The sequence below is a fragment of the Enterobacter sp. BNK-29 genome, assembly GCF_048684785.1.
GTDB classification, from domain to species: Bacteria; Pseudomonadota; Gammaproteobacteria; order Enterobacterales; family Enterobacteriaceae; genus Enterobacter; species Enterobacter cloacae_M.
In genome coordinates this window covers 118,261-131,260 of record NZ_JBLQTU010000004.1, presented here as the reverse complement: position 1 = coordinate 131,260, position 13,000 = coordinate 118,261, and the positions used below count along the sequence as shown (strand labels likewise).

The window sequence follows — 13,000 nt, the reverse complement described above, 5'->3', positions numbered from 1 at the left end:
GTCTATGCCCCACCCGGCGTACTGTCAGTTTCCCAGGTCCGGTGCGCAAAGCACCACCATAGCAGTACGGCCACCAGCGCAATCGCGCTCAGAACGCTGAATGCCGTGGCAAATGAGTAATGACCCGCAATCGTGCCGGTTAACGCCGGGCTCATGGATGCCCCGACCCCCTGCATCAGCATCACCACGCCCTGCCCGGCATTGACGTGCCCGCTCCCGCGCAACAGCACCACGATAAACGACGGCACCACCACCCCCAGGATCCCTGCGGCCAGCCCGTCGAGAATTTGTACCGGGATCATCATGAGCGGCGCGTCCGTAGACGCCGCCAGCGCCGCGCGCACCGGCATCACCAGCAGCGCCAGCATAATTAAGCGCCAGTAGCCGTAGCGGTCTATTCGGTTGGCGACCCAGATGGCGACGGGGATCATCACCGCCTGAGAGATGATGACGGTGCCCGCCGCGTACAAACCGGGGTTGATCGTGGCGGGCGCGGCGGCCACCCTCATGCTCAGCATCGGCAGCAGCGCGGCGTTCGCCAGGTGAAAGAGCAGCAGCGTCAGCCCGGTCACTAACAGCGCCCGGTTTTTTATCAGCACGGCAAATCCGGGAACCGGCAGGCTCGCGGAAGAAGAGAGTCCTCGTGCGGCGTCGTTGTCGATATCCCCGTTGCGAATGGCAAGCAGCGCGCAGAGCGTTAACAGCGTGGTACAGGTCATCAGCAGGAAAATCCCGCCGACGCCCCAGTACCACGCAATGCCGCCTGCAATCAGTGCGGTAACAAAGTTGCCGCCGTGATTGAACGCCTCATTTTTGCCCATCTGCGCGCTGAATCCGCTCTGGCTGGTCAGCCCCAGTGTAATTCCGGCGATCAGCGGACCGACAAACGCCGCACAGATACCGGAGACAATTTGCGAAACGGCGACAACAGCGCTCTGCTGGCTAAACCAGAGCAGGAGCGTGCTAAGAGTGATGAGCAGGCACACCAGCGCCAGCACGGTCCGCTTGCTGCGTGAGGTGTCGGTGATGAATCCCGCCGGCAGCGTGGCCAGTAATCCCGCCAGCCCACCGGCCGTCATCAGGATGCCGATATCATCGGGAGCCCAGTGGCGTTCGGTCAGAAAAATACCGAGAAAAGGACCGAGGCCATCGCGGACATCCGCAATGAAAAAACTTGTCAGGCACAATGCCCGCAGCGAACGAAGAGACATACTTCCTGCCTTTGTCTGTTATCGCCTGTAAAAAAGAAAATGTAGTATACCGGGTATTTTTGAAAATCAGATGACGTCTTAAAAAAACATGCTTTCCGAACTTAAACAATTCATAACGGAGTCTGTTTTTTCGCTTTACTCATTATCGCCCCTGACTATACTGGCAATAAATTTTCACAGGAGTCCTTCGTTGGAAAGTTATTTTATCGTCGATACGAAGGTAAGCTAGCGCGATTTTCTCGCTGCTTACCTGAAACGGTGGGCAGCAATCCTCTTTAAGCGATTGTATCCCGACACAGTAAGAACCACTCAATTTGTGGGGCATCGCATGTTCATGTTTACTCATTCACTCTTTCCGCCACCGTTGTCCTGACACGCTTAGCATTTAAACGGCGTTACGATGTGCTTAGCAAAGCACTGACGCTTATTATTTAATAACGTTAACAGGCGACAGGCTGATGTTCCCTTATATCTCTCATCTGCTCGCAGCGATGCTGCTGGGCGCAATTATTGGCGCGGAAAGACAGTGGCGCCAGCGTATGGCCGGGCTTCGTACCAATGCACTGGTTGCCACGGGTGCGGCAGTGTTCATTCTAAGTTCGGTATCGACTTCTCCTGATAGCCCGGGACGTATCGCAGCGCAGATCGTCTCCGGAATCGGCTTTCTTGGCGCTGGCGTCATTATGCGTGAAGGAATGAATATTCGTGGTTTGAATACTGCCGCAACGCTGTGGTGCTCGGCCGGAATTGGCGTACTGTGCGGATTAGGCCAGTTCTGGAATGCCGCCATGGCCAGCCTAATTATTCTCTGCGCTAACATATTGCTTCGCGAAGCCGCGCAGCGAATTAATCAACTGCCCGTGCTACATGAAGGCGAAAAATGCTATGTCCTTAAAATCACCTGTAATGATGAGCATGAAGATGCGGTGCGGCAAAGCGTCGTAAACATGGCGAAAGAGTTGACGTTAAGTCTGAAAGCAATTTATTCCGCTACTGCGCAAATAGAAGGTAAAACTGAAATTCGCGCGGAGGTGATGACCCGGGAGGAATACCGGAAATTACTCGATATGATTATGGGGAATATGGGCGGGAATAAAATTATCGCGTCCGTCAGCTGTCACGCAATATAAATACTAAACCGGGCGTTACGCCCGGTTTAGGCTTTGCCGTTTAGCCGGAAACGAACGGTGACGCGGAGATATTCATAACGCTGTGCTGATTTTAGCCAGGCGTTTCATCATTTCCGTCGTCAGGCCGAGCTGCTCGCTGCCCATAAGATGGGACAATTCTTGTTTAGCGGATTGCCAGACCGGGATGAGCTCCTCGAGCAGACGCCAGCCCTCAGCTGTCAGCATGAGTCGTTTCCCTGCACGTCCACGGCCTCCAGCCGAATCGATAATGCCGCGCGATTCCAGACTGCGGATATTTCGACTCAGCGTGGTCGCATCCACCCCGGCTCTGGCGGCGAGTTCCGCAACGGTTTCATTTGGGGAACCCCCGATGCCAACCAAAAGGCTGAACTGCTCGGCGGTCAGCTCAAACGGTCTGAAGAAGGCATTGTAATAGCGCGTAATAGCCCTGGCGGTAGCGCGCGCCTGAAACGCCGGGCAGACTTCCGGGATGGTCTTCAACAGCGCAACATCAATGTTGTTCATCATTTCATCTCGACAATCAATGCTAAAGTTAATACTGTATATACATTATTTATCATACTTAAGGAACGGCTATGCCAGCCTTTGTTCATATCAACTTACGCGTTATTGATCCAGCCAGACAGGCCAGCCTTGCCCCCCGCTTCACGTCTGCATTAGAAGAGGCAGGAGGTAAAGTCGTTCATTTTGGTGCTGTCGCACAGGTCCTGGAAGGGGAAGTGGAGCCGTTACCCTATGCGGGCATTTTTGAATTCCCTACCCTGGAGCAGGCCATTGCCTTCTATCATTCGGAAAAATATGCGCCGATTAAGGCTGAACGCCAGCTCGCCCAGGAGGCGAGAATGTTCATTGTCACGACGGAATGACGGCCAGGTTCCACTGTACGCCTATCACATAACCGAAATTTGTACCCGTTATGACAGCTTGCTCTCTGTTTTCCTGAAATTAACGGTCTACCCTGAGTTGTGTGAAAAACACTCAGGAGGGACAAATGTATAACTCAATTTTGGTTCCAATTGACATTTCTGAGGATAGCCTGACGCACATGGTTATCCCTTTCGTTCAGGCACATACAGCACTTAACACAGCTAAAGTTCACTTTCTTACTGTTATTCCATCGCTTCCGTATTATTCATCATTAGGCCTGGCCTATTCGGTAGAAATGCCGAAGCTGAAAGAGTTCCAGCACGCGGCCTTAGCCAAGCTGGATGAAATCGTTAAGCAATTCAAAATCCCTCCCGACAAGATACAGACTCACGCCGTGACGGGATCTCCAAAAGATCAAATCCTTAAGCTCGCTGACACGATCGATGCCGACCTGATTATCATCGCTTCCCACAAACCTGACATATCGACGTATCTGTTGGGTTCGAACGCTGCGGCAGTGGTTCGGCATGCGAACTGCCCTGTCCTGGTCGTGAGATAGAATGCGGCGTTTACGCTCGTGGATACGAACGGATAGCGGATAACAAAAACCGGGCGCGAAGCCCGGTTTTTCATTTACGCAGCCCTGAGTGAAGGCGCGATTTAGAGATTTACTCTGTTGGCGTTTAAATTTAAGTCCGTAATGGCGGCCGGTTTTCCAAGCAAGTAGCCCTGAACTTCATCACATTTATTTTTTTTCAGAAAAGACAGCTGTTCGGCGGTCTCCACCCCTTCTGCGGTTACCGCCATGGAATAGGCTTTCCCCAGGTCGATAATTTTTTCCACGACTGACTGGTTCTGCGGCGAGTCCCCCAGGGTAAAAATAAAGCTCTTGTCGAGCTTAAGCCCGTCAAACTGAAACTTCCGCAGGTAGCTCAGTGAGGCATAGCCGGTGCCGAAATCGTCAATCAGAATGCGGACGCCCATTTTTTTGAGAGACTTCATGGTCTGCAAGGTTTTTTCCGGGTCGGAAAGCGTAACGTTTTCAGTGACTTCAATTTCCAGCCGGTTGGGTTCAAGCCCCGTTTCGTGAAGGATCTCTTTTATTCTTTCGGCAAGATCGCTTGCCTGGAATTCGATAGCAGAAATATTGACGGAGACCGATAATCCCGGCAATTTGTCTTTCGTCTCCGTACAGGCTTTGCGTATGACCCAGTTGCTCAGGCTAATAATCAGCCCGGTTTCTTCTGCCAGCGGAATAAACTGATCGGGCATTATGGTCCCTCGAGCCGGGTGCTGCCAGCGCACCAGCGCTTCGACGGCATCAATAGTAGAATACCTGAGGTTATAACGCGGCTGGTAAACCAGGTAGAGCTGTTCTTCGCGAATTGCGGTCTTGAGTTCTAATTCCAGTTTCCTGCGTTCGGTCAACTTTTCCGACATATCCGGGCGATAATAGACCCATCGGTTTCTGCCGGATTGTTTCGCCTGATACAGCGCAATATCCGCGTAGCGGAGAAGATCGTTTGCGCTGCTGCTATCCCGGGGAGCCAGCGCAATGCCCATGCTTACGCCTATCGCCACATCATTGCCCTCAATGGCGAAAGGACGGTTAAGTTCTTGCACGATGCGACGACACACCTCCTCAATCTGGTCTTGCTGGCTGGTGTTGCCGAGGAGAAGCATAAATTCATCCCCTCCCTGCCGTGCGACAAAATCACCTCGACGAACGCAATTTTTAAGACGTGAAGCGACCTCGCCAAGCAGGGCATCGCCGGTGGAGTGCCCGAAAATATCATTGACGGGTTTAAACTTGTCTAAATCAAGGCAAATCATGGCAAAGGGATAATGGTTAAGGTCTTCTTTCGCTAACTTGCCAGCCAGAAATTCCTTAATATGATACCGGTTCGGCAGACCGGTTAATTCATCATGGCGTGACAGGAACTCCACGCGTTTTGTTGCTTCAACTTCCTGAGAAACGTCGGTTGCCGCGCCTCGCAACACCACCGTTCCATCAGGCTGAGCAGAAAATTTTGCCAGAAGCGTGCAATATGACGTGGTTTGTTGCGCGTGAGTATAAGGGCAGTTTTTAAATTCAAAGCGTTCGGTTAAGTCCCGCTGCCTGGCGCAGTCATGTGATAATCCGTTTGTCGACGGAAAGAGTTCATCCAACCTGCGGCCTATCCATTTGCTATTTTCATATCCCGTTATTGTGGAAAAACGACCCGATAGCCACGTTATCCTTAACGATAAATCTGTTTCCCAGAACCAGTCGCTGGTTGTTTCACTGACGTCCCGAAATCGTTTTTCACTTGTAATAAGATTCAACCGCGCCTGCTCAAGGAGAAAAGTATTTTCATCAAGCATTCTCGCCTTGTGCATAATATGACGCATTAATATCACTGTCATCGATACCGTCAGAACGACTGAAAGAATGAGCAATGGCAAAAAATAAATTATTAACGCCTGGCCGGGATTTTCACCGTCCCAGATAATTTTGACATCCCCATTCTGGGTGCTTAAGGTAAATTCTGTCTGATTATTTATTTGAGAAGTGACTGCAGCGGGAGAAGTACGAACGTTCTGGATACCGGCATCCTGCCCAATCGTGAGAAGTTTTTTAGCCGTTAACTTGTCTATAAACACCATTGTCGAAGGTTTTCCGGGCAGGGTTTGCACGCTCGAATCATCACCCGTCGTTATCCATTGCGCAGAAACGATGGCCGGCACGGAATCGATAAGCGCTAGTACTGAAACCGGCACTCCCTTTTTTATACTCAACTCATGGAGTAAACGGTCTTTTGTTGATTTGTCTAACCAGCGTTCCAGCTCCTGAAGCTTCAGTTTCCCGTCAACCACGCTGTATCGCGTGCTCTCTTCCGGGGAGAGGACAAACACCCCTTCGTAGCCAAAGTTGTCATACAGGGACTTACCCAGGTTCTGCTTATCCCATGCCCAGTGAACGTCAGTGTTCAGATGAAGATGTTTGTAGGCATCTCCCCACTCGGCATTATCTTTCAAATGGCTTCGCATGCTTTCCTGGCGGGTATCGAGGGCTTTCCTTAACAAAAATTCCTCGTGCGTGTCGCTGATTTCGTTAACATTATCTTTTATTATTAGCAGGGAAATTATTGCCGCAATAAAAATACTTATCAACAACGTTACAATATAGGTAAAGGTTTTATTTATCAGGCCTTTAGAAGGCTCGGTATCGGTGAAGCCCGGATTGTTCAGAGGTAGGGTCATCTTTCGCCTTCTTAACTGCTACTACGTCGATTTTTATGCCACTTTCATTTATCGGCACAAAATAACAAAAATTTATAGCTGAAAATCTCAGGTTAAAGAATATTTGATTTCTCTAACCCAGATCAAATTATTAATTATTAACTATTTTACTACCTATACTCGGTAAATTAAATATACCGACCGGAGTGACGTTTAACGTCACCATTTTATTTATAAAGAATGTATATTAAGACACTTTTTGGCTGAAGCGGTTACAGGCGTATAAAAAAACCGGGCGTAAAGCCCGGTTCTTTTTTCTAACGAGACTAACCTTATTCGCTCAACCCGCGATTGTCCAGCATCGGTTCAATTTTCGGATCGTGCCCGCGCCAGTTGCGATACAGTTCAGCCAGATCCGTGCTGTTACCACGGGACAAAATCGCCTCGCGGAATTTTTGCCCGTTTTCACGAGTCAGGCCACCCTGTTCAACAAACCACTGATACCCGTCGTCCGCCAGCATTTGCGTCCACAGGTAGGCATAATATCCCGCCGCGTAGCCGCCGCCGAAAATATGGGCAAAATAGCTGCTGCGATAGCGCGGCGGTACGGCGGGCAGACCCAGCCCCTCTTTTTGCAGTGCTGCCGCTTCAAACGCGTCTACGCTCGAAACGGCTTCGCTAATCCCGTGCCAGTTCATGTCCAGCAGCGCGGCAGCCAGCAGCTCCGTCATGTCATAACCCTTGTTGAAATGGGTCGCGTTGAGCATGCTTTCCCGCAGCGCGTCCGGCATCGGTTCACCGGTTTCGTAATGGCGGGCGTAGTGGGTAAACACCTGTGGATGGCTGGCCCAGTGTTCGTTGATCTGCGACGGGAATTCAACGAAATCGCGCGGCGTATTGGTCCCGGAGAGCGTGGCGAAACGCTGGCTGGCAAACAGACCGTGCAGCGTATGGCCAAACTCGTGGAACAGGGTGATCACGTCATCCCAGGAGAGTAGCGCAACGCCGCCGTTAGCCGGTTTTTGGTAGTTACAGACGTTATAGATCACCGGACGGGCAGCAAGCTCGAAGGATTGCTCGACGAAATTCCCCATCCAGGCCCCGCCCTGCTTGGAATCGCGGGCAAAGAAGTCGCCGTAAAACAGCGCCATGCCCTCACCGGTGTGGTCGAAAATTTCCCAGACGCGGACGTCCGGGTGATACACCGGGATATCGAAGCGCTCCACAAAGCGGATGCCAAACAGCTGGCTTGCGGCCCAGAATACGCCGTCGTGCAAAACGGTATTGAGCGCAAAATAGGGTTTGATTTGCGATTCATCGAGGGCATATTTTGCCTGACGCACGCGCTCGGCATAAAAAGCCCAGTCCCAGGCCTGCACGGTGAAACCACCCTGCTCGTCGTCGATGACTTTCTGAATATCAGCCTGCTCGCGCTCTGCCCGGGCGCGGGCGGCGGGCACAATGCCGCGCATAAATTCCAGCGCGGCGTCCGGGGTTTTCGCCATCTGGTCGGCGATACTCCAGCTGGCGTAATCGTCAAATCCCAGCAGGCGGGCCTGCCGGGCGCGCAGCGCCGTAAGTCGGAGGATCAGCTCGCGAGTGTCGTTTTCATCCCCTTTCTGGGTGCGCGTCCAGCCAGCGTTGAACAGGTTTTCACGGGTCTGACGATTGCGCAGCGCGGAAAGCGCGGGCTGCTGAGTCGTGTTCAGAAGCGGGATCAGCCAGCGATCGTTTAGCCCTCGCTCTGCGGCAGCCTGCGCCGCGTCGGCAATCTCGCTGGCGCTGAGCCCGTCAAGCTGGTGCGCGTAATCCACCACCAGCCCGCCCGTCTTATCGGCAGCCAGCAGACGCTGATTGAACTGGCTGGTCAGGGTCGCCGCCTCGGTATTCAGCGCCTTCAGCTCGGCTTTTTCCTTTTCATTCAGACGCGCGCCGGCCAGAATAAACCGCTGATACGTCTCCTCGACCAGCCGGCGGGATTCGGCGTCCAGCGCGGCACGGTCCTGCCAGACGCTCTCCACGCGGGCGAAAAGGGTGTCATTCAGCCAGATGTCGTTTGCCAGCGCGGCAAGCTCGGTGGAGAACTGCTCCTCAAGCTCCTGCAGGTACGCATTGGTGTGCGCGGAGGTCATGGCGAAGAACACGCTGCTGACGCGCGAGAGCATGGTGCCGCTTTTCTCCAGCGCCAGCAAGGTGTTGGTGAAGTCCGGCGCAGCGGTTTGGGACACAATGGCGTCTACGTCCGCCCGCTTCTGGCGAAGCGCTTCATCGAAGGCCGGGCGATAGTGATCGTCGGTGATTTCATCAAAATGGGGGGCCTGGTAAGGCAGCAGGCTGATGTCAAAAAAGGGATTCGTGGCCGTCATCTTTCGCTCCTGAGTACGGGTATCCTCCCAGAGTAGGCCAGGCCGCCATCCCCTGCAACGCCGTCATACAAATGTTGCCTTAACGCACCCTCTTCGGCCGTGCTATGTTAGTACAACACAAAAAGCGTTGAGGAACAGTGAGATGATTATTTTAGTTACCGGGGCAACGGCAGGTTTTGGTGAAAGCATCACGCGTCGCTTCGTCGCCAACGGGCACAAGGTTATTGCCACGGGCCGTCGTCAGGAGCGCCTGCAGGAGCTGAAGGACGAATTAGGCGACAGCATCCTGACCGCGCAGCTGGACGTGCGTAACCGCGCGGCCATTGAAGAGATGATTGCCAACCTGCCCGCCGAGTGGCGCGCCATCGACGTGCTGGTCAACAATGCCGGTCTGGCGCTGGGCATGGAGCCCGCACACAAAGCCAGCGTTGAAGACTGGGAAAACATGATCGATACCAACAACAAAGGGCTGGTCTATATGACCCGCGCGGTGCTGCCGGGCATGGTCGAGCGCAACCGCGGCCACATTATCAACATTGGCTCCACCGCCGGAAGCTGGCCTTACGCAGGCGGCAACGTCTATGGCGCAACAAAAGCGTTTGTGCGCCAGTTCAGCCTTAACCTGCGTACCGACCTGCACGGCACCGCCATTCGCGTTACCGATATCGAACCGGGTCTGGTGGGCGGTACCGAGTTTTCCAACGTGCGTTTCAAAGGCGATGACGCGAAAGCGGGCAAAACCTACGAAAATGCTAACGCGCTGACGCCGGAAGATGTGACCGAAACGGTCTGGTGGGTGGCGACGCTTCCAAAACACGTCAACATCAATACCGTGGAAATGATGCCAGTCAGCCAGAGTTTTGCCGGACTCAGCGTCCATCGTGGCTAAATCAGCCCTTCCCGGCCTGCGGGCCGGGTCTATTTCATACCCTAAAAGAATGGTAGTATGTTCAGGCTAACTCTCTGAGAAATGACAACTCATGGCCGCTGAATCGCAACTCAATCCCACCCAGCCCGTTAACCAGCAAATCTATCGCATTTTGCGACGTGATATTGTCCATTGCCTGATCCCACCGGGAACGCCGCTTTCTGAAAAAGAGGTCTCCGTGCGTTTTGACGTTTCCCGTCAGCCGGTACGTGAAGCGTTTATTAAGCTTGCTGAAAACGGACTGATTCAGATCCGCCCGCAGCGCGGCAGCTACGTGAACAAAATTTCACTCTCTCAGGTACGCAACGGCTGTTTCGTTCGCCAGGCCATTGAATGCGCGGTGGCGCGCCGTGCCGCAACGCTTATCAACGACAACCAGTGTTACCAGCTGGAGCAGAACCTGCACCAGCAGCGTATTGCGATTGACCGTAAGCAGCTCAATGATTTCTTCCAGCTTGACGATGAATTCCACCAGAAGCTGGCGCAGATCGCGGATTGTCAGCTGGCCTGGGACACCATTGAGAACATCAAGGCCACCATTGACCGCGTGCGCTATATGAGCCTCGATCACGTCTCCCCGCCGGAAATGCTGCTCCGACAGCATCATGATATTTTCAGCGCGCTGGAAAAACGCGACCCGGACGGTGTGGAAAAAGCGATGACGCTGCATCTGCAGGAAATTAGCGAATCCGTGCAGCTTATTCGTCAGGAAAATAGCGAGTGGTTTAGCGAAGAGTAATATGCGCCGCCCCTTTCGGGTGCGGCGGCGTGATTAGCGAACGACTAACACCGGGATCGTGGCGTAGCGCAGAATAGATTCCGCATTTGAACCCAGCAGATGAGTGGTGATGCTCGGGTTTTTCGACCCGATGACAATCGCATCATATTCCCCCTCCTTGCTCAGCTTGATAATTTCATCCCGGACGTTGCCAAAACGCACCATGCTGTGAATATTCTCTGGGGCGATATCGAACAGTCTTTTTAACTCGTTCATTTTCTTACCGGATTCTGCGGTCATATACTCTTCAAACTTTTTTATATCGGCGTTGAACCCGCGCAGCAGAGACCGGCTGCTGGCTGGCAGAATATTGACCAGGGTAATCGACGCGCCCTCTGCCTTCGCAAGGTTTGCCGCGTGGCGAACCGCTTTGTCGCTCAAATCCATTTCAAACACGTCTACAGGCATCAAAATGCTCTTATACATAAGCCTGACTCCTTATTCCGATGAAGGGTTATTTCCTGCACACAGGATGACATCGGGAATATAAACCAACCTTCAACGCTTCCCTCTCGAAACTATCAATTAATGAAAATAATGGTCCACTTTGTAAATTACCGTCCTGAACCGTCAGCGCCCGACGAAATAAAGAAAAAAGTGTGAGTTTGATCAAAAACAAAAACATGAAACGCGGACAGGCGTATTTATAGGCCCCGTGAACGGCAAAACCCGAAATAGCGCCGTAACGAACAGGTTAGAGAGGAGAAAATACCATGATGACATACGACCGTAACCGCAATGCAATCACCACCGGCAGCCGCGTCATGATTAGCGGCACGGGCAAAACCGGCGTGATTAAAGCAATCCACAGCGACGGGCTCGATGCCGCGCAGGTGCGCCGCAGCAAAACGGTTGAAGTGGAAGGATGCGAAGGTAAGTTCGAGCCGATTGAGCTGATTCGCCTGGGGATGCACTAAGCTGTGCGCAGACATGCCGCCGCGCACGGCGGCATGTGCTGAATTACCGTTGAGACACGTACTGCGCCACGGTCGCTTTCGCACCTTTTTGCAGCAGCGTCCGGTACGCGGTCATCACCGCAGCAACGAAGCGCGGCTCCTGCGGTAACTCTTTACCAAAGATGGCCTCAATGCCGAGCAGCGCGTTAACCCGACTTTCCCCTTCCGCACTTCCCTTCACCGCCGCCTGAATCACCGCCAGCTGCGGATCGCTCACGTCGATGGCGTTACCCTGCTCGTCCACGCCGCCAACATAACGCATCCACCCTGCCACGCCCAGCGCCAGCAGTGGGAAAGGCTTCTGATGCACCAGGTGCCAGCGCACGGAGTCCAGCATACGCTGCGGGAGCTTCTGGCTGCCGTCCATCGCGATTTGCCATGTCCGATGGCGCAGGGCCGGGTTGCTGTAGCGGGCAATCAGGAGATCGGCATAGCGGCCTAAATCAACGCCCTTCACTTTCAGCGTGGGCGCCTGCTCGTTAAGCATCAGCGCGTGCGCGGCGAAGCGGTAGTTCTCATCTTCCATACAGTCGTTGATATGCTGGTAGCCAGCCAGATAGCCCAGGTACGCCAGGAAGGAGTGGCTGCCGTTGAGCATGCGCAGCTTCATCTCTTCAAACGGGATCACGTCTGACACCAGCTCGGCACCGGCTTTTTCCCACTCGGGACGTCCTGCCACAAAGTTATCTTCGATCACCCACTGGCGGAACGGTTCACAGGCGACCGCCGCCGGGTCACGCACGCCGGTCAGCTGTTGGATTTTATCCAGCGTATCGGGCGTAACCGCCGGCACGATGCGATCCACCATGGTTGACGGGAAGGTGACGTTAGCCTCGATCCAGTCCGCCAGTTCGCCGTCTACCGCCCGGGCGTACGCGCAGGTCACATTGCGCATCACGTGGCCGTTCTCCGGCATGTTGTCGCAGGACATCACGCTAAACGCGGGCAGACCCGCCGCTTTGCGACGCGCTAGCGCTTCCACCACCACGCCCGGCGCGGATTTCGGCTGGTGCGGGTTTTGCAGGTCGGCGACGATAAACGGGTGATCGAGCATCAGTTGTCCGGTCGCCGGTGAATGGCAGTACCCTTTCTCTGTGATGGTCAGCGAGACAATCGCCACCTGCGGTTCGCACATCGCCGTCAGCACGCACTCCAGCCCGTCGACCTGTGCATGCAGCGCTTTTTTAACCACGCCAACCACGCGGGATGTCCATGCGTCGGCAGACATCGCCGCCACGGTGTAGAGGTTATCCTGCGCGTTCAGATCGGCAATCTGCTGCTCGCCGCCAATCAGGTTAACCTCACAGTAGCCCCAGTCGCTGCCGTGCCCGGCGGCGAGGATGTCGGCATACACCGCCTGATGCGCGCGATGAAATGCGCCGAAGCCTAAATGTACAATGCGTGCTTTAAGGCTGTCGCGATCGTACTGAGGCAGCGTCGCGTTGGCCTGTAATAAGGTGTTTTCCATGATTAAGACTCGTTAATTAGAAAGCTGTGGATCGCTGCCGCCCCTTCAGAAGC

At 53.7% G+C, this 13,000-nt stretch carries 12 protein-coding genes; 6 read left to right on the top strand and 6 right to left on the bottom strand.

Going from position 1 to position 13,000, the window contains the following annotated elements:
• Positions 1–2: 2 nt before the first annotated feature.
• Positions 3–1,211: an MFS transporter gene (locus ACMGGX_RS20265; protein WP_348561056.1), complete on the bottom strand. Its 1,209-nt coding sequence runs from the start codon at positions 1,209–1,211 to the stop codon at positions 3–5.
• A gap of 458 nt (positions 1,212–1,669) precedes the next feature.
• Between ACMGGX_RS20265 and ACMGGX_RS20260 the strand changes: the two genes are divergently transcribed.
• The gene (locus ACMGGX_RS20260) at positions 1,670–2,341 is read left to right on the top strand and encodes an MgtC family protein (protein WP_348561055.1); all 672 of its coding nucleotides are present in this window, start codon (positions 1,670–1,672) and stop codon (positions 2,339–2,341) included.
• A 72-nt stretch (positions 2,342–2,413) separates the two neighbouring features.
• Here ACMGGX_RS20260 and ACMGGX_RS20255 read toward each other — a convergent pair whose 3' ends face one another.
• Complete coding sequence (locus ACMGGX_RS20255; protein ID WP_233466379.1) at positions 2,414–2,869, bottom strand: MarR family winged helix-turn-helix transcriptional regulator; 456 nt, start codon at positions 2,867–2,869, stop codon at positions 2,414–2,416.
• Between the two features lie 68 nt (positions 2,870–2,937).
• Between ACMGGX_RS20255 and ACMGGX_RS20250 the strand changes: the two genes are divergently transcribed.
• The gene (locus ACMGGX_RS20250) at positions 2,938–3,228 is read left to right on the top strand and encodes a DUF1330 domain-containing protein (RefSeq protein ID WP_420298852.1); all 291 of its coding nucleotides are present in this window, start codon (positions 2,938–2,940) and stop codon (positions 3,226–3,228) included.
• 125 nt (positions 3,229–3,353) lie between these two features.
• Entirely contained in the window at positions 3,354–3,788 is a 435-nt protein-coding gene (uspF, locus tag ACMGGX_RS20245; RefSeq protein ID WP_420298851.1) for a universal stress protein UspF, read from the top strand.
• A gap of 101 nt (positions 3,789–3,889) precedes the next feature.
• On the opposite strand, the gene ACMGGX_RS20240 is transcribed toward uspF, so the two are convergent.
• Positions 3,890–6,472 (bottom strand): bifunctional diguanylate cyclase/phosphodiesterase, encoded by a 2,583-nt coding sequence (locus ACMGGX_RS20240; protein WP_420298850.1) that lies wholly within the window; start codon positions 6,470–6,472, stop codon positions 3,890–3,892.
• Positions 6,473–6,783: 311 nt separating this feature from the next.
• Positions 6,784–8,817, bottom strand: a complete 2,034-nt coding sequence (gene dcp, locus ACMGGX_RS20235; protein ID WP_348561052.1) for a peptidyl-dipeptidase Dcp — start codon at positions 8,815–8,817, stop codon at positions 6,784–6,786.
• A 142-nt stretch (positions 8,818–8,959) separates the two neighbouring features.
• Here dcp and ydfG point away from each other — a divergent pair, with 142 nt between their 5' ends.
• On the top strand, positions 8,960–9,706 hold the full coding sequence (gene ydfG, locus ACMGGX_RS20230) for a bifunctional NADP-dependent 3-hydroxy acid dehydrogenase/3-hydroxypropionate dehydrogenase YdfG (RefSeq protein ID WP_023311558.1): 747 nt from the start codon (positions 8,960–8,962) through the stop codon (positions 9,704–9,706).
• A 91-nt stretch (positions 9,707–9,797) separates the two neighbouring features.
• The gene (locus ACMGGX_RS20225) at positions 9,798–10,484 is read left to right on the top strand and encodes a GntR family transcriptional regulator (protein WP_023311557.1); all 687 of its coding nucleotides are present in this window, start codon (positions 9,798–9,800) and stop codon (positions 10,482–10,484) included.
• Between the two features lie 33 nt (positions 10,485–10,517).
• Here the strand turns inward: ACMGGX_RS20225 and ACMGGX_RS20220 are convergent, their stop codons facing one another.
• Positions 10,518–10,949, bottom strand: coding sequence for a universal stress protein (locus ACMGGX_RS20220; RefSeq protein ID WP_029739402.1), 432 nt, complete (start codon positions 10,947–10,949; stop codon positions 10,518–10,520).
• A 287-nt stretch (positions 10,950–11,236) separates the two neighbouring features.
• Here ACMGGX_RS20220 and ydfZ point away from each other — a divergent pair, with 287 nt between their 5' ends.
• On the top strand, positions 11,237–11,440 hold the full coding sequence (gene ydfZ, locus ACMGGX_RS20215; RefSeq protein ID WP_014883679.1) for a putative selenium delivery protein YdfZ: 204 nt from the start codon (positions 11,237–11,239) through the stop codon (positions 11,438–11,440).
• Positions 11,441–11,483: 43 nt separating this feature from the next.
• Here ydfZ and ACMGGX_RS20210 read toward each other — a convergent pair whose 3' ends face one another.
• On the bottom strand, positions 11,484–12,947 hold the full coding sequence (locus tag ACMGGX_RS20210) for a mannitol dehydrogenase family protein (RefSeq protein WP_420298849.1): 1,464 nt from the start codon (positions 12,945–12,947) through the stop codon (positions 11,484–11,486).
• Positions 12,948–13,000: the final 53 nt, after the last annotated feature.